General features: G+C 41.7%; 16 protein-coding genes and 1 riboswitch. Of the genes, 4 read left to right on the forward strand and 12 right to left on the reverse strand.

What is annotated here, in order from left to right; translation table 11 throughout:
• Positions 1–236: 236 nt before the first annotated feature.
• Positions 237–322, forward strand: a riboswitch (cyclic di-GMP riboswitch).
• Positions 323–340: 18 nt separating this feature from the next.
• Together QMG11_RS13595 and QMG11_RS13600 are read left to right on the forward strand one after the other, a co-directional pair.
• Positions 341–2,479, forward strand: coding sequence for an HD domain-containing phosphohydrolase (locus QMG11_RS13595; RefSeq protein ID WP_281836666.1), 2,139 nt, complete (start codon positions 341–343; stop codon positions 2,477–2,479).
• Positions 2,480–2,568: 89 nt separating this feature from the next.
• On the forward strand, positions 2,569–2,910 hold the full coding sequence (locus tag QMG11_RS13600; RefSeq protein WP_281836668.1) for a hypothetical protein: 342 nt from the start codon (positions 2,569–2,571) through the stop codon (positions 2,908–2,910).
• 431 nt (positions 2,911–3,341) lie between these two features.
• Here the strand turns inward: QMG11_RS13600 and QMG11_RS13605 are convergent, their stop codons facing one another.
• The 4 genes from QMG11_RS13605 to gntH all read right to left on the reverse strand — a co-directional run bounded on the left by QMG11_RS13605 (position 3,342) and on the right by gntH (position 6,108).
• Entirely contained in the window at positions 3,342–3,560 is a 219-nt protein-coding gene (locus QMG11_RS13605; protein WP_281836669.1) for a hypothetical protein, read from the reverse strand.
• Positions 3,561–3,620: 60 nt separating this feature from the next.
• Positions 3,621–3,854, reverse strand: coding sequence for a hypothetical protein (locus QMG11_RS13610; protein WP_281836671.1), 234 nt, complete (start codon positions 3,852–3,854; stop codon positions 3,621–3,623).
• 9 nt (positions 3,855–3,863) lie between these two features.
• Positions 3,864–4,670 (reverse strand): outer membrane protein OmpK, encoded by an 807-nt coding sequence (locus QMG11_RS13615; RefSeq protein WP_281836672.1) that lies wholly within the window; start codon positions 4,668–4,670, stop codon positions 3,864–3,866.
• Positions 4,671–4,824: 154 nt separating this feature from the next.
• Positions 4,825–6,108 (reverse strand): guanitoxin biosynthesis MBL fold metallo-hydrolase GntH, encoded by a 1,284-nt coding sequence (gene gntH, locus QMG11_RS13620; protein ID WP_281836673.1) that lies wholly within the window; start codon positions 6,106–6,108, stop codon positions 4,825–4,827.
• A gap of 162 nt (positions 6,109–6,270) precedes the next feature.
• Between gntH and QMG11_RS13625 the strand changes: the two genes are divergently transcribed.
• Together QMG11_RS13625 and QMG11_RS13630 are read left to right on the forward strand one after the other, a co-directional pair.
• A complete protein-coding gene (locus QMG11_RS13625) occupies positions 6,271–6,612 on the forward strand; it encodes a hypothetical protein (protein WP_281836675.1) in 342 nt (113 codons plus the stop codon).
• Between the two features lie 5 nt (positions 6,613–6,617).
• Positions 6,618–6,890 carry a cyclic nucleotide-binding domain-containing protein gene (locus QMG11_RS13630; protein WP_281836677.1) on the forward strand — a complete coding sequence of 91 codons (273 nt, stop codon included), beginning with the start codon at positions 6,618–6,620 and terminating at the stop codon, positions 6,888–6,890.
• A gap of 212 nt (positions 6,891–7,102) precedes the next feature.
• On the opposite strand, the gene QMG11_RS13635 is transcribed toward QMG11_RS13630, so the two are convergent.
• From QMG11_RS13635 to QMG11_RS13670, 8 genes are all read right to left on the reverse strand, one after another.
• Entirely contained in the window at positions 7,103–8,125 is a 1,023-nt protein-coding gene (locus tag QMG11_RS13635; RefSeq protein WP_281836678.1) for a LacI family DNA-binding transcriptional regulator, read from the reverse strand.
• 18 nt (positions 8,126–8,143) lie between these two features.
• A complete protein-coding gene (locus tag QMG11_RS13640; RefSeq protein ID WP_281836682.1) occupies positions 8,144–9,742 on the reverse strand; it encodes a sodium:solute symporter family transporter in 1,599 nt (532 codons plus the stop codon).
• Positions 9,743–9,894: 152 nt separating this feature from the next.
• The gene (locus QMG11_RS13645) at positions 9,895–10,911 is read right to left on the reverse strand and encodes an ester cyclase (RefSeq protein ID WP_281836684.1); all 1,017 of its coding nucleotides are present in this window, start codon (positions 10,909–10,911) and stop codon (positions 9,895–9,897) included.
• Positions 10,912–10,946: 35 nt separating this feature from the next.
• A complete protein-coding gene (locus QMG11_RS13650) occupies positions 10,947–12,203 on the reverse strand; it encodes an MFS transporter (protein ID WP_281836748.1) in 1,257 nt (418 codons plus the stop codon).
• An 82-nt stretch (positions 12,204–12,285) separates the two neighbouring features.
• Positions 12,286–13,515 carry an ester cyclase gene (locus tag QMG11_RS13655; RefSeq protein WP_281836686.1) on the reverse strand — a complete coding sequence of 410 codons (1,230 nt, stop codon included), beginning with the start codon at positions 13,513–13,515 and terminating at the stop codon, positions 12,286–12,288.
• 174 nt (positions 13,516–13,689) lie between these two features.
• Entirely contained in the window at positions 13,690–14,478 is a 789-nt protein-coding gene (locus QMG11_RS13660; RefSeq protein WP_281836688.1) for an endonuclease/exonuclease/phosphatase family protein, read from the reverse strand.
• 8 nt (positions 14,479–14,486) lie between these two features.
• Positions 14,487–16,115 carry a PTS transporter subunit IIBC gene (locus QMG11_RS13665; protein ID WP_281836690.1) on the reverse strand — a complete coding sequence of 543 codons (1,629 nt, stop codon included), beginning with the start codon at positions 16,113–16,115 and terminating at the stop codon, positions 14,487–14,489.
• 27 nt (positions 16,116–16,142) lie between these two features.
• Positions 16,143–17,816 carry a glycoside hydrolase family 13 protein gene (locus QMG11_RS13670; RefSeq protein WP_281836692.1) on the reverse strand — a complete coding sequence of 558 codons (1,674 nt, stop codon included), beginning with the start codon at positions 17,814–17,816 and terminating at the stop codon, positions 16,143–16,145.
• Between the last annotated feature and the right edge of the window lie 101 nt (positions 17,817–17,917).

Consider the following 17,917-nt stretch of genomic DNA (forward strand, 5'->3'; position numbering starts at 1 on the left):
AAGTGTTTTTCTAGTATATTGAAAATAGTAATTATTCTTTTCTATGATTTTTTGAATCTTATGGTAATCTAAAAACAACAGCAGATCAAAAAAGAATAAAAGTTCAACATCAAGCAGTTAGTAGTCTTTTCTAAAGGTTCATAAAAAATCTCATTTATAGGTTGCTTCACAAAAGGTAGCTGCTTGACATAGAGGTAGGAAGTCTTAAAAAAGATAGTTGCTGCAATTAAATAATATTCTGAAAAAGGCAAAGCAGGGGAAACCCTGTGACGCAAAGCTAGAGGGTCTAAGTCCACCTAGGATATGACAGCCAGTTGCCACAACTTTTTTGGAGGGTAGTATGTTTAGATTAATATGTCCTCTTTTTTTATTTATGTTTTTTTACCTGTCCGCTCAAGAGGGAGAAAGGATAAGCATATACTTAGATAAGGAACGAGGTTTTTTCAATTACACCACAGAATCCAGGGAACCAAGGGGAGTTTTTCCAAAGTTAATCAAGAGGTTAATGGAGGAGGATGGGGATTTTGAGACTGTTGAAGTAAGTAAAAAGGAGCTCAGACGGGCCATAGATGAAGGCATTCCAGATATTGTCCTGGGGGTAGAGGATTTCAAGAGAAACCCCGGGGAGTACTACTATCTGGATAAACCTCTGGAACTTGATGGGGTTATGATAACAAGGAAGGATTTCCCCAATATCGATTCAGACTTTACTCTTTTAAACAGAAAGGTTGTATTTGTTGAAGGGGATAAGATTTTATCCAAAACACTGAATAAGTATAGAGGAGAGATAGACTATGCCTCCAAGGCAACAGCCGAGGAAGCAATAGCGAGTATTTTAACGGGGGAAGCTGATATCTATGTGGAGGACCTCCAGGATGCCCTAAAATATCTTGGGGATCGTAAGACCTTTAAGGGAATTGAAAAGCTTAAACTGAACTACCTTTCAGAACCATTAAAGACAAAGTACTATATTGGAGGAAAGAAGGAGTATAAAGATATAGTAGATAAGATCGCCCTTCTCATGGAGGAGATGGAAGTGGGAGAACCATTCTTCTTCAAGGAGCTTATAGAGTATACAGAGGATAAGATCGATTTCCACCGGGATATAGAGAACTATCTCCAGAGCAATAAGGAGATTAAGATATTCATCCCCAGAGAGCCAAACCTATATCCCATGTACTATAGGGATCCCTCTGGAAGGAAATCTGGATTTTTAGTGGACTACTTTTCAGAGATATCAAAGGTTTTGGGGGTAAATATAACCTTTCAGGAGTCCAATAGCTACCAGAGGTCCCATATAAATCCATTTATCCTCTCCATAAATGATGTTGAGGTAGAAAGTGAGAACTACCTTACTACAGACCCCTACTACAACTACAGTATCTTCCTCTTCAATAGGATAGAGGATGGGTATATATCCTGCAACAAGGAGCTGGAAAACTACAGGATTGCAGTAACTAAGAACTCCATAGAGGAGAAATACTTCTCCTATAAGGGAATGGAGGACAGGATAGTTTCCTTTCCCTCCTATCTAGATGGGATAGAAGCAGTTTACAGGGGTGAGGCTGATCTCTTTGCTGGAAATATAAAGCACACCAACGATACCCTCAGAGTAAATAAGGTAAGCGATATAAAGGTAATGGGGGATATCGACGACAGAATAAGGTTGAAGATAGGGGTCTTAAGGGATAGGGAGCTTCTCTACTTTATAATAAACTCCTTCGATAAGAGTTTCTCCTACCTGATTCCTGAAAAAACCAGGGAGATTCTGGAAAAGAGGATAGAGATCACCAGGGACTACAAGGTATCTATACTTATAGCCCTCCTTTCCATTGCTGGGTTTTATGGCCTTTGGAGACACCTGAGAAAACTAAACAATATCCATATAAAGCTGAAAAAGATAACCTTTGGTTTAGTGGAAACCCTGGAATCGGCCAACACCTACAACGATGAGGATACGGGAGATCATGTAAAGAGGATAAACAGCTACTCCACCCTTCTGGCTGAAAATCTGAAGATGGGTAAGGCCTTCATAGATGAGATCGGAACCTATGCTTCCCTTCACGATATAGGGAAGATTGGAATCTCCGATCTCATTCTAAAGAAGCCCGGAGTATTAACCCACGAGGAGTTCGAGGAGATGAAGAAGCACAGCGAGATCGGGTATAGGATGATAAGAAACCTGGGAGTGGGGTCCATTGCCACCAACATCATAAGGTACCACCATGAGAAGTGGGACGGCAGCGGCTATCCTGAGAAACTCTCTGGAGAGGATATCCCAATAGAAGCAAGGATTGTGGCTCTGGCCGATGTCTACGATGCCCTACGCCAGGAGAGGGTATATAAGGAAGCCTTCGACCATGAAAAGGCTGTGGATATAATCTCCTCCCTCTCGGGGAAACACTTTGATCCCAGACTGGTAGAGATCTTTTTAAGGATCCACCTGGAGTTCAAGGCTATCTTTGAAAAAAATCTATAGAGGTAGTCTCAACAATTTTTAAAGGATGTGACCAACTCCCTTGTATAATTTAAGGGTAACCAGTTTAAACTTATTTGGGAGGGAGAATGATGAAGAAGGGATTAACTGTTTTATTTATTTCAGGACTCATAGCTGCCTGTACGTCTGCTAATGAAAAAGAGGTAGATGGATATGGAGGAGCTTCCCTTAACAGGGCAGATACCATAGCTCAATATGAGGATCTCAAGGAGAAGATCGATGTCATTGCAAATAATCCAGATGCAACTCCAGAGGAGTTTGCAGCAGCTCAGGAGGAGGTAGAGGAGTTCCAGAGATACCTAGATGAGTATAGAGATACTGCTTCTCCTGGAGCTGTGAGGTATATAGATAGCTTCAATGATTCATTTGAGGAGCACGATATCTTCCAGCCTACAAGAACAAAAGAGAAGTAGTACACCTTTCTGCTTCTTGCTTTTCTAATCTTCATAGGGGATTGTATGAAAATCCCTGCTACTCTATAATCGAACCTAAAGAAGGCTTAAAGGATATTTATAATGGGGCTGATACTTCACAGCTAAAAAATATAATTCTAAACTAAGGTAATTAAAAAAGAGTAATAGTTTCATGAGACTATTACTCTTTTTTTATTTCTATAGTGCTTTTGTGCTACCTGCAAAACCTAAAGTTCTTTATAACAAAAGACTACTTCACTGTCTACTTGTGTCTCTTTTTTCTTCCTCTTCCTCTAATTTAATAAGACAAAATATCGCTGCAATTGCCGTCCCCACTAAAGATACCAATTCCATATCTCATCCTCCTTCCTTCTACTACTCCTTGTAAGATAGCCATTTTGATAGTCTCTTTTTTATTGAGTTTTTCACCTTTATCTGGAATCACCGCCTCTTTCCATCCTTTTAAGTTCCATATGGAACTCTTCATAGGTTTCTAAGGCGCTCTCCCCTTTTCCCTCATATGACCCCTCTCTGTTTAATATCTCAATTTCATTCAACTGCTTATGTATCTGTTTCTCCTGATAATCATGGTCCCTTGAAAATGTAACTGTTCCTACTACCACTAAACCTATTAACATAAGTTTTTTCATCTCTATCACCTTCTTAACTAAATTATTCTCACAAACTCACTTATCCCAGATTCTGCCAGCCTACTTCTTTTCCTTATAATCCCTGTAGTAGATCTTCCCCTCATCCTTTTCCCTCTCCTCTTCCAGATATTCCTCTCCCCCCTCCTCTATATACTCCCTGTATATCATGGGCTTTTTACTCCTATTCTCTATATTTCCCTCATCATCACTGGTGCATGAAATCATTGTTCCCAGCACCAGACCTATCAACAAAAGTAGTTTCAAACCTCTTTCACCTCCAATATACCTCCTCATAATCATCTCCTATAACCTGTAGTGAAGACCAAAGAAATGAGTTACTGCATTGTGGTTCTTAGTATTGTTATATGAAAAATGGTTGTGCAGCTTTACAGAATAGGATAGTGAGTAGTTTTCCTTGTTGTAGTAGAAACCATTAAACATCTGGAATTCATCGTGGGTTCCCCCGTTTCTCTCTGAGTAATCATTTCCAAATCCTATGTCCATCCATCCCTGATAACTTAGGCTGGCTCCATTTTCAAACCTCGCTAAAACTGTATACCAGTTGGTGGCAAATACCATCCCTGAATAATCCCAGTCTGCATCGTTGCCATTATCAAAGCTTGTGTTTCTGTAGGTTGCATAGAGGTTTGAAGCTATACTATCGAAGAATGGTACGTCCCATCCTACCCCTAGACCTATATAGTAGGTCTCCATATCATTGAAGCCCTTATATTGTGTTGAGATAAACCATTCCTCTACAGGTCCTATTGAAAGATCCCTTCCAGTCATGGCATCTATGGAAAACTTGGGAGCTATCTTGACGAAGAAATCCCCGTGGTTATCCTTTTTCCCAGATTGCCCTGAATCCAGAAAGTTATTTACATCTACAAAGTAGTAAAGGTTTAGGGCTCCAGATCGCCCTCCTCCCTCAACCTGGAAGTACGTATTATGATAGGTGTCCCCATAGGCATTTGCATGATTTTGTACGTGAAACATGTTTAGCTGTGTCCACTTATAGTCCTTACTCCTTATCCCTTCCGAATAATCTGCTCCCAACACACTTAATGACAGAGCAGCAAAAATTAACAATCTTTTTAATATCTTTTTCATCAGTCCTCCATTTACTATCTTGGTATAAGAACTGGGTGACCCCTTAATTCCACTTCCCTTTCCTACCCAAGCTCACTATATTCCTTTAATCCCTTAGTTCTTCTAGCGTTGGCTCCTCTCTCCAACATAACAATTAATATTTATATCATTCCTCCTAATATATCCTCGTGTTTGTAATCCATTCTGGTCTTTCCTGATCACTGAGCTCCCCTATCTCAGGCTTTTCTTCCAGCTCTGAGGCAGGCTCTGGCCAGCTAAGCTCATCAGGCATCACCATACGGGTCACTATCTGGTCTGGAGTTACATTTATGACCATCATATCCTGAGCTATAGCTACTGGCCCCTCATAGATCTCCTCTACCTCTTTAAAGAATGGATCTATGAGATCATCATCTAAGGAATAGTGAGTTGCTACTCCCAGAACAGGCTGAGCTATTTCAAAAAGCTGACCAAGAGTACCAGCCGTAGTATGTGCTCCATCCACTACGTTTTCTGCTATCTCCATGGTGACGCTTTTCTTTTCCGCAAAAGCCTCTGCACTGATGAAGGCCTCATGTATGAACACATCCACCCCTTTAGACTGCTGGGCTACAAGGGTGCTCGGCTCAGTATCTCCGCTGAAGGCCATAGACATCCCATTCCATTCCAGCCTGTACCCTACAGATCCAGCAATGGTATGGATTACAGGGAAGGCATATACCTTTACTCCGTTTTCATTATAGATGAGCTGATTTGGCTCCTCCTCTGTAAAATTGTAGTAGTCAAACTCGTGGGCTACCATGGTCATCCCCTCACTTGGTGCGATACCTGTCTTACTCTCGATGTGCCAGGAGGAAGCCTTCTGCACATTTTCTACAAAGGCTGCTGTCCCGTTTTCTTCAGTAGCCCCAGAAGGGCCCCAAACCTGAAGAGGAACATTTCTCGACCATCCCATGGCATCAAACATTCCGAATATACCTCCCACATGGTCTAAATGGAGGTGGGTAATGAAGAGTTTGTCAAATTCCGCCGGCGATGCTCCCAGGCTCCAGAGATTTCCTACTGTCCCTCCACCTATATCGAAGACAAACTTCTCACCATTTCCAAGCTCCACTGCCCATCCTGTAGCTGCCTGACCTATCCGTAGATCTGGATTTCCAGAGCCTATACATAATATCCTCATCTCATCCTCACCTAGGGTTTCCCTTCCTGGCACGTAGATTTCAGGATAGCTTACTACCTCTGCTCCCTCCCTTTTTACTACTACAGTATCTGTAGCGATGACCTCTCCTGTTAGAGGAAGTGGGTAACCTCCTGCAGTGACTCCTGGTGTTCTTGAGAAACGATAGCTTCCAGGATCCTCTCCCACACCTGATGTGGAAGCTATTAATATACCAGCTACAACTGCAGCCCCTACAATAAGTTTTTTTATACCGATATTTTTAACCAACAACTTCATAGTTTTTACCTCCTGTTTTTAACTTAAAAAAAGAATATCATTAAAAAAGATTCTCTGTTGTTCTGTTCAGTACACTTTAAAAAAATATCAGATGAGGAAGTTAACGAGGAAATCCATGGAATAATCGAATAAAAGGTATATAGTTATCTGGGAGGAGAAGAGATGAATAGATATAGAAAATATGAGTTTAAGGATTCAGATATAGAAAAAACTATTATTCTGGAAAGGGATGAAACCCTCTACCTCTGCGATCTGGATACCTCCTTCTGCATCTTCTCCGAGGGCAGGCTAGCCCTAGCCTATGAAAGCCTCAGAGGAACAGGTGCTGCCCTAAAGCTCTTTTCTACACCGGGAGTTATCATAGGGGGATATGCCTTCTTCCTGGAGGATGAATATATAAACAACTTTTTTTTCATCGCTCTAGAGAGGACCGAGCTTAAAAAAATCTCAAAAAAAGGAGCCAAGAGCTCCTTAAAGAAAACGACTTCCTTCTCAGTCTATTAAAAAACATGGCCGAAGGATCATTCTCCCTGGTAAAGGACCTCATCTATCGTTCCGATAGAAGTGTAGAAAAGTTTCTGGCCTATGTCCTCCTCAAATATTCTGAGAATGACATATTCAGGGTGAGAAGCCTCAGTCGTTTTTCAGAGTATATGAAGTGCAGCCGGAGCAATCTCTACAATGCTATACAAAAGCTTGTTGACAGTGGAATTATCGAAAAAGAGGTGACTCTCATCACGATCCTTGACAGGGAAGCCTTAGAGGAAGTCTCTGAGTCCTAGTATTATGGCCAATAAAAATCAACGTGACCTTGCATCCTGATAATCGTCTGAAACATTCACTACTTCAGGACTTTTTTTATGAATACTCTACTTTCCTTAACACTAAAAAAAGGAGCCTTGCGGCTCCCTTTTTAACTATAAGTTATTTAGCTTTCCATCTTTCTATATAAATTATAGAAAATTAAAGGAATCCTTTAAATAGAAGACTCCCTTTAATATACCTTTACCGTTTCCCTCTCCACTATGCTTCCTCTAAATATCTTCCTCATCTTCTTTTTCTTTCCGTCGATCTGATTAAAAAGACTCTCAGAAGAGTTTTTACATATGTTTTTAAAGGGCTGCTCTACACTGGTAAGCTTAGGGTCAAAGTAATCTATAATCTCCATATTATCGTGACCTATTATAGATATATCCTCTGGTACAGAAAATCCCAGCTCCTTCAGCCCCTTCATAAGTCCCAGTGCTACCTTATCCTGCTGGCAGAATACAGCATCTATTCCCCTAAAAAAGTCTTCCCTTTCATGGGCAAGCCTCTCACCAGTCTTAAAGTTTATCTCCTCCTTCATCACATAGCTTCTTTCTATTTTCAACCTTGATTCCTTTATAGCTTTGATATAGCCCCTGGTACGCTCAGCGTAGTTTTTCATTCTTTTGTCGCTGCTTGTAATTGTGGCTATCTTCTTACACCCGTTATCAGCCAAATACATAGTAGCCAGATATCCACTATAGACATTGTCATTGGTATAGAGGTTCATCTCCCCCCAGTACTTATTTGGTTTATAGTACACAAGAACATAGGGAATCTTATTCTTTCTGATGGCCTCCATATCCTCCACAGGAATATCTCTGCAAGCTATGAGAAGTCCATCCACCTCCCTTCCATTGATAAGCTTCTTTAAGTTACTTATCTTTCTGCTCCTGTTGTTGAGGGTATATATTACTGCTTCATATCCCCTTTCCTCCACATCCTTTACCAGATACTCCTCCAGGCCGCTAAAAAAGTCCCTCATATTAAATCTGTAGTATCCATCGGGAAATATGATTCCAATTCTATTGGTCTTCTTCTTTGCCAAGTTTCTGGCATTGATATTAAACTGAAAGTTCAGCTCCTCAGCTATCTTTTTTACTCTTTCCTTCGTCGCTGCCGACACAGAACTGCTGTCGTTGAGGCACCTGGATACAGTTGACTCACTGACATTGGCTAGTTTTGCAATATCCTTTAGAGTTGTTGCCATTACACATCCACCTTTTTGCTAACATAATCCCATTATATATAGAATTATGTACTGAGATAGGAAAAACACAAGAAGAAGAACTGAATATCTGTCCAGAGCCAGGGGAAGCTTGCTGACCCCTTCCTCTGTCACCTCTCCCCTTTTAAGGAGTTCCCTCCTCTGACCCATAAGGGTGTATCTATAGTTTTCCTCTATAGTTTTTTCCGACTTAAATATAAAACTTCCTAAATATCCAGTTATACTGGTAAATACAAACCCTATAAAGGGATTCCATATCCAGCTATAACTTATATTTCTACTAAGGATAAAGGTTAAAAACATCCCCAGAACAATTCCTGAAGCTACACCTCTATCATTACTTCTCACTGTAAACATTGCCAGGAAAAACGCTCCACACATGGGACCAGAAAGATAGGAGATATAACTACCTATTACATCCAGTACAGACTTCATACTTCCTGAAAATCCTATGAGAGAAAATATTATAATAAGAACTCCAAATACCGTAGAGATTATCATACTACCTTTTAGAGAGGTTATCCTGTGAGACTTAGAAAAAAATCTTTCATGTATATCCTTAGTATACACTGTTGTCATGGAATTTAAAAGAGAGTCTATACTGGACATGGCCGCTGCAAATATCCCTGATATCAAAAGTCCCACTACTCCCACTGGTAGATTGTTTGCTATAAAGTCTATCATTATTCCATTGGATGTATCAAATTCTCTCCCATCATAGTAGATAAAGAGAAGAACTCCAAGAGCCATGAATAAAAAGTAGAGAATATTCATGATTACAGCACTCACTACAAATGAGTTCTTGACCCCTCTATAGGATTTTGATGTAAGTATCCTCTGCACCTGACCCTGATCCAGTCCAAAGTATCTCACCCACATTATAAAACCTCCCACAAGGGATGCCCAGAAACCATTGGTAGAGGTCAGGTTAAATGTGAAATCTATGGCTTCCAGCTTCCCAGCTTCCCTTGCAATGGTATAGGTCTCTCCAAGGGAGAGTCCCGTCACCCTGAATATCTGTGAAAAAGCAAAGATCAGACCTCCCCACAGGATTATCATCTGGGTAGCATCGGTCCATATAACTGCCTTGATCCCCCCAAGAAGAGTATAGACTATAGCAATTACCACAATTATTGTTACACTTATCTTTATCTCAAAATCTGTAAACTTATTGATAATTAATGCTGGTATATACACCATAGAGCTAACCTGAATGAGGGAGTTCATAAGAAACCCCATTACTGTAAGGTTTCTGCTTATGACCCCCAGCCTCTTCTCAGAGTATTCATATACCGAGGTGAGCTTCAGGTTATAAAATACAGGTATAGTTGTATAGAGAGCTGCCATTATAGCAAGGGGAACAGTGATATTAACCATAAAGGGGCCTATCCCGCTGTTGTAAGCCCATCCTGGCCCTCCTACAAACCCATTGGCACTTACCATGGTAGCTGCAACAGATAATCCCACTGGCAGCCACGGCATCGATCTTCCTGCCAGGAAGTAATCCTCCTGGGTTTCATTCTTCTTCCCCAGCCTGTAACCTATGAGCACCATCCCCAGCATATAGGTTATTACTATAATAAAGTCTACCTTTGACATTACCTTCCTCCTCAAGTTTTTATTTTCAAGTATAACCAGGCTCATTCTCAATACTATAAAATATACCCTACCTTCCGCAGAAGAAAAAGCTCTTAAGAATAAGTCTGCCTACCTTTTAAGGTCAGGCTGACCGCAGTCAGCCTGAAATTCACTTAGAATTTTGGATTCATTATCTGCTCAGTTCTCTCAAAGATATCAAGCCCCTGCTGCTTCAGCCAGAATGGAATATCGATAAGTACCCAGTTTTCAGATAGCTTATCCCCCTCTCTAAAATATACATCCACTACCTGCATATCAGCTGCTATGCCTCCCCCAGGCATCCCAAGGAATCCACCAATAGGGGTATTTGTCAGATTTGGCCATCCAAAGAAGCAGGCAAAGTTCCCCTCTGCAAACCTGGCAACATGTCCATTGAATTTTTTACCATCCAGGTTGTTTCTAAATGGAAGCTGGTGCTGCATCTGATATCTCGGTATTGTATAACTTGCTCCTATTCCACAAGGCCCATACCAGATCATATCTTTAGACCAGGTTTTTTCAAGAACTTCTGGTGGACACCCCATTGCTCCACTTTCATTGAGGGCTGTAAGGTCAGCTACCATCTTATTTACAAGAGCTACTGTATCTACTCCCTCGTGCTCAGGAGCATCCTCCAGTAGTATACCATTATGGTTTCTAGGCCCTGGATATACAAAATATTGTCCTGTAGACTGAGGGAGGGGGTATACTCCTGCCTGGTCCATTACTCCCAGCAGATCAAGGAATAGGCCTGTTTCTGTAATCTTTCCATCCTCCACCTTGTTAAACTCTGCATACCTTATATTAGTCATCTTTCCAGTAGGCCTTATTCCTAAAAACTCCCTATCAAAGAGTCCCATAAAGTGACCCATAGACATAACCCACTGTCCTTCCCCTGTAACATCATTGGTTCCCGCAATAAAGATATCCTCTCTTCTCTGAAGTCTTGTAAATGAAGTTAAGACAGGTTTCCAGAACTTTTCTGCTACCTCCTCAACTTTAGTGATCTCCCTAAATGGATAGACCCCCTTCCAGTTGTAGTTATCCGATACGTGATCCTTCATTACATCAAGTACTGTTTCAGCAGTTGCGCCTCCCATTGCTGATATATATTCTCTAACCTTCTTTTTAGATTCCTGATACTTACCCATGATTCCCTCCATTACTCTAATATTCTTTTGGCCAACTATGCTTTTTCACTCTCTACTGCTACTTCCCTTACAAGGGTTTCAGGCAGGAACATCCATATACCTGCTCCTATAAGAGCCACTATCATAACTATTGTAAATACTCCCTTCATTCCCCATGCAGTTGCTGCTACCCCTGCTACCATGGGAAGGGCATAGGTAGAGACTATCCTTCCCCCGTTAAAGGAGATTCCCGCTGAAAGAGATCTGAACTTCTGCGGGAAAAGCTCTGTATAGTATGCTCCCCAGGCTCCTGAAAAACCAAATGAGATTCCCAACAGGAATGAAAGAACATAAAAAGGTGCTGCACTTCCTCCCTCTAACTTCGAGAAGAAGAAAATTATTACAGATACCGATGCCATTCCAATAAGGGGAACCTTTCTACCAAATTTATCTGCAATGAATCCCCAGAAGTTGTAACCGATAAGCTGACCAATCCCCTGCAGTGAATAGATAGACCCTGCTGTAGCTGCTGAGAATCCCAATACAGTTGTAAGGTATGTAGTGGCATTGTTGGAATACCCCGAGTAGGATACAAAGTTAGCTCCCGAGAGCAGTATTACTCCAATACCAATGAAGAGGTACTTTCCCCTATACATCTCAAGGTAGTTGATCTTAGTGTTCTCCTTAGCTGCTTCCTCCCTCATCTTCTTCATATGCTCTGCATCGTCTGGTACCAGGAAGAATACAAGAACTACTCCGATAATTGGAGGAATTATAGCTGTCCATACCAGCAGTTGCCAGTTGGCATCTCCAAGAGCCCCATATAGCTGACCTGCAAAGATCATGGCTACTGAAAAGGTTGAGGTACATATAGCTGCAAGTTTACCTCTGTACTTCTGGGGAAATAACTCGGTAATAAGGGGAATTGCCGTACCAAATACCCCTCCAAGGGAGAATCCAGTTACAAATCTTGCCCCTCTCCACAAATTGTAGCTACTGGGGTTAATCAGCGGTATAAAGGTCATAGATGCAAAGAGTATCGCTATCCCCATTAATGTCCTCTTCTTTCCAAACCTTGTGGAGCACATCCCGAAGATTATCGTTCCCGGTATAGTCCCAAAGGACATAATTGCAAATATTGATGATGCCTGCTGTAGTGTAAATCCAAACTCATTTACCAAAGTAGGTCTTACAAAGGTTCCCACCATAAAATTATAACAGTAGAAAAAGTATATTATAAGTATTGCTCCAAAGGCTACTATTCTACGTCCCATTGTAAAGTCCTGCCCCAGGACTGCTTTTTCCTCATTCATATTAGACAACTTACTCCCTCCTGCATTTTCCCGGGGAATCCCTAAGGCTTCCCCGGCATTAAATTATTAAACCTCTACAAAATTAAGCCGATTTAAACTCATCCTTAGCTGCTGCAAACTCATCGTCATTCTCCACATGGATCTGTCTCAGGACATCCAGTCCGTCAAAGGTCATCCACTCCTCTGAGATCATACCGTCCTTAATTCTCAGATGATTAATACCGAATATCTCAAGAGGTTTTCCACTTGGCTGTCCAAAGAATCCTATCCCCTCGTGCATTCCTGATATCCTCCACCTTACAGATACATCCCACGCATCCCTTCCAGGTATCTCATTGCAGGTAACTCTCTCTATAAGAGTTCTTCCGTTTGGTACTGAAGCAAAAAGACTCACAAGCATCCCCTGGATCTGTGCTTCCCCCATAAGCTCCTTATTACAAATAGAGTGGATCACTGCATTTTCACTGTAGTAGTCTCTTACCTTGTTAAAGTATCTGTAGTTCCACACATTTTCATACATGGAGAGTATAAAGTTACCTATATCAAAGTTCCCCTTATCATCTGTAAGCTTGTTTATTGTAAGCTCAGGAACAAACTGTCCCTTTCTGTTCTCTGCCAAACCAAACCTCGACTGAAGTGCCGGAGCCTTGGTTTTGAATCCCTTTGCCATCCTTTTAGCAACCTCTACCGGATCAAATCCAAGCTGCTTAACGATATAGAGGTTATCCCTTACCAGCCACTCCTCTACTATCCTGTTCTTGTATACCTTACAGTCAACTGTTGTTCTAAAAAATGCCTTCTTTCCTGTGGCAGGTCCAAATCCACTGTCTCCAAGGTTGGTAGCATTGGAAACTATCCTGTGAGATGAATAGAATGTACCATCTGGATCTGCTGACCACACTACATTCTCTCCTACCAGCCTTCTGTCTGGGAAGGCATGGAGGGTCTGAAGGGTATTTGATACCACATCATTCATCCCCTGAAGGTTAAATGATCCGCAGTGCATAGTTACATCATCGTGATAGGTGTCATAGATAACCCCTATTCCCCTTTCCTCCCAGATGTTGTGGGTTATCCTCATAATATAGTCCACAAAATCACAGTACTGCTTATCAAAGCCCTCCATCTTCTGTCTTACCTCAGTGTTCTTGGACAGCTCATTGTATGAATGGAAGTGTACCGGCGTTACCTCACTAGTCTCCCCGTAGAATACCTTTCCGCTTGGATGAGTTCTTACCCTTGGTTCTGCAGCTTTTTTTGCACTTTCCTGTACTGGAGATGATCCCCTCTTCTCTGCCATGTTTTCCTTCACAACTTCCTCCTTTTCGCAAGCGCTTGCAATATTTTTTTAAAAATATATTCATTTAACATGTTTTTTGTAATAATTTATTACAATTTTCCTTGCAAAAAGTCAAATAAAAATATTTTTAATGAAAGCCCTTGCAAAAAAAAGAAGTGAAATAGGAGAGGCTATTAAGCCTCTCCTTTAATCAAGAGTAACCTCTACACCAAAATGGTCCGAGATTATCTCCTTATTTTCACCGTTAAAGATTACCCTGCTGCTTTTTACATCGGTAATCCTATTGGTAAAGATAATATCCAGTCTCTTATGGGAGTGATCTCCCTCCCAGCCGGCAATGTCTCCAAGAACTGTATGCCCCTCATCCTTTGATTTTGCAAGGGTAAAGGTATCTATAAACTTCTTCTGTACAAGAAAATCATACCCCTCTCCCCTTACTCTGGCATCATTATTGAAGTCCCCCATGAAGAAGGTCCTCCTGTCCAGATCTCTCAGCCTTTTATGGAGCTCCCTTCCCTGGTGTTCAAAAGGCTCATCCTCATCCGACCACCAGCCGGTATGACAAGTATAGAAGGCTATACTCTCTCCCTCTACTTCAACACTTCCCCCAACTATCTTACGACTCTTCCAGTTATGGATACTGTTGCTGTGGGATATATAGAAGCTTTCTCTGTCCTCTATGGAATGTTTTGAGAGAAGAGCTACTCCCTCCTCCCACACATCATACCCATAGTGGGAGAAATCCCAGATAAAGCTGTAGTTACTCCCCAGCTTCTTCAACTCCTCCACCAGGAGGTGAGCAAAGTTATCCTCTCTGATATTGTCATAGATTATCTTGCTGTCCTTATGCTGGCTAACCTCCTGAAGAGCTACTACATCGTAGCCCCCCTGGGAGATAGTTTCAGCCAGGTATCTTATCTTTTCAATCTGATCCTCTTCCTGCCAAGAGTGGCAGTTTAACGTTAATAGTCTCATCTCACTCCTTAAGCAAATCTCAAAGTATCGTTGATCTTATTTTTTAAGTTGTCCGCCTTTGGTCCGTAGATTGCCTGGATACCATTCCCCTTAACAATCAGTCCTATGGCACCATTTTTCTTCCATAGTTTTTCCTCTTTAACAAGGGTGTTGTCCTTTACTGTTACTCTCAGTCTTGTCATGCATGCATCTACTTCCTCTATATTTCCGGCTCCTCCCAGAAGATCGATAATAGCATCTGCAGCTGCATCCTTTTCTCCAGCTTCTCCCTCGGTACCTTCATCCTCGATGTAGTTCCCCCTTCTTCCCGGAGTAGGAAGGTCATACTTTTTTATGAGAAGATTAGTTACAAAGAAGTTTAATCCGAAGAACCCTACCGATGCAAAAAGGAAGTTTATGATATCCCTTCCGATTCCTGCACTTACAATAAGAGGTGTTCTTGTTAGGAATTCCAGGATTCCAAAGGCCTGTATTCTAAGGTCTATAAGATCCGACAGAGCAAATGCAAGTCCAGTAAGGAATGCATAGATCACATATAGTACAGGGGCTACAAACATAAACATAAACTCGATTGGCTCAGTTACTCCTGTAAGGAATACTGCAAGAATAGCTGAGAAGAAGATCATCTTATACTTAGGCTTCTTGTCCTCATCTACATTCTTATACATTCCAAGGGAAAGCCCCAGAAGGGAAGCACTTGAAAGTATTACCTGTCCAACCTTAAATCTAGCCGGTACCACTATCTCTATAAGCTTATTGTATGTTGCCATATCCCCAGCAGCTCTCAGGTTATTAAGATCTGTGATCCAAGCCAGCCAGATAGGATCCTGTCCCGCTATTACAGCTCCCTTAGTAGCTCCAGTAAGAACCTCATAGGTTCCTCCCAGCTCAGTATAGTTCATAGGAATAGTAAGCATGTGGTGCAGTCCAAATGGAAGTAGAAGTCTCTCAAGCATTCCGTAGATAAATGGTGCTACGATAGGAGCTGTATCCCTCGAGCTTGCAATCCAGTTACCAAATGAGTTTAGCGCCAGCTGAACAAATGGCCATACAAGGGAAAGAATAAGAGCTGTAACTACAGATCCCATAATTACCACAAAGGGTACAAATCTCTTTCCGTTGAAGAAAGCCAGCGGCTTAGGCAGTTTATCGTAGTTATAGTACTTGTTGTAAAGAGTTGCTCCCAGGAATCCAGATATTATACCAATGAACACACCCATGTTAAGAGCTGGAGCTCCTAATATCATAGTAAAGTAGTTCTTTACCAGTACTTCCTGCCCTGTAATAATGTTTACAGTAGCTGTGGGATCTCCCATCATCCCACCATTTACATTGAATATAGTTCCTGTAAGCCTATTTGTAAGAACAAAGGCGATGATAGCAGCAAAGGCTCCCCCTGCTCTCTCCTTAGCCCACGCACCACCAATTGCTATGGCAAATAGGATGTGCAGGTTTACAATGATTCCCCAACCTATATCCTCCATTATTCTTCCTACAATTGCTATTCCCAAGTATGTGGTAACAAGTTTTCCTAAAGATATCATAAGTCCCGCTGCAGGCATTACGGCAATAACTACCATAAGCGCCTTTCCGAACTTCTGCCAAAAGTCAAATGATCCCAGTTTAAAATTCTTCATTGTAGCCTTCCCCCTATAAATTAAATTCTATCTCTCTATCTTATATACTCTGCACTCATATGGACTCAACATAAAGTTTTTGATCTCCCCGTGGGTGTCCACACTATAGTTGTTTAAAACTAAGTTCTCGTGCTTCAGTTTATCCTCTCCCTTGAATTCACAAAGGTTCCTTGAAAGGTTGCAGACGATAACATATCCCCGCTCTCCCTCCATTCTTGTGTATGCATAGATGTTTTTATCCTCCTCCATAAGAAGCTTATAGTCTCCATAGAGAAGTTCCTTAGAGTCCCCTCTCAGTCTGATCATCTTCTTATAGAAGTTAAGAATTGAATTCTCATCCCTCAGTTCAGATTCAACATTTATACTCCTGTAGTTTTCATTGGTCCCTATCCAAGGAGTCCCGCTGGTGAATCCTGCATTGGCAGTTGCATCCCACTGCATAGGTGTACGGGCATTGTCCCTTGAGCTCACCTTGAGGTTTTCAATGAAGGTTGCACACTTCTTACTGTCCTCAGATGCCTCATTGTATTCATTGAGGGTTCTTACATCCTTGTAGTCCTTGATACTAGGATAGGATACATTTGTCATCCCTATCTCCTGACCCTGGAAGATAAATGGTGTTCCCTTCTGGAGGAAGTATACAGCACCAAAGGATTTTGCACACTGAAGCCTGTATTCTCCGTCATCTCCCCAGGTAGATACCGATCTTGGAATATCATGGTTTTCAATATAGAGAGCATTCCACCCTATGTCATTGACTGTATTCTGCCACTTACTGAGCACCTTCTTATATCCCACTACATCAAAGTCTCCACTTGTGTCTGCATTCCACAGGTCCAGGTGTTCAAACTGGAATATCATGTTGAACTTTCCGTCTTCGCTTCCAACCCACTCTCTGATATCCTCTAGATCTCCGACACTTACACCATTGGCCTCTCCCACAGTTACAATATCGTACTTGTCGAAGGTGTTTTCCTTGAGATCTCTAAGGTAGTTGTGGATTCCCGGCTGATTCATATGTTTCTTAAAGGAGGATACGTATCTTGTATTCTCCGGGTTAGGCATATCGGGGAAGCCGTCCTCCTTTTTAATGTGGCTTATGGCATCCACTCTGAAACCGTCTATCCCCTTATCCAGCCACCAGTTGATCATGTTGTAGATCTCCTGTCTCATCTCAGCGTTCTCCCAGTTTAGGTCTGGCTGCTTTTTAGAGAAGAGGTGGAGGTAGTATTGATCGGTATCCTCCATGTGCTCCCATGCCGATCCGCTAAAGATGCTCTCCCAGTTGTTGGGCTCTGCTCCATCCTTACCGTCTCTCCAGATATACCAGTCCCTCTTGGGATTATCTTTACTTGAGCTTGCTTCTACAAACCACTCGTGCTCATCACTTGTATGGTTTATTACAAGGTCTATTATAAGTTTCATCCCTCTCCTATGAACCTCAGCAAGGAGCTCGTCAAAGTCTCCCATACTTCCAAATTCATCCAGGATGTCCCTGTAGTCACTTATATCATACCCATTGTCATCGTTAGGTGATTTATACATTGGACATATCCAGATTATATCTATTCCCAATTCCTTCAGGTAATCCAGCTTTGAGATCACTCCCTGCAGATCTCCTATACCATCACCATTGGAATCCTTAAAGCTTCTGGGATATATCTGATACCCTACAGCTTCCTTCCACCAGTTCTTCTTCATGTGTTCCTCCTAGATAGACCCCCCAAGGATCTAAAATTTATTCTTTTGCGCAAACGTTTGCGCATTGATGTAAAATTTAAATACCCGACTCCCAGGTATTG

The sequence above is a fragment of the Propionigenium maris DSM 9537 genome (assembly GCF_027925155.1).
Lineage (GTDB): Bacteria > Fusobacteriota > Fusobacteriia > Fusobacteriales > Fusobacteriaceae > Propionigenium > Propionigenium maris.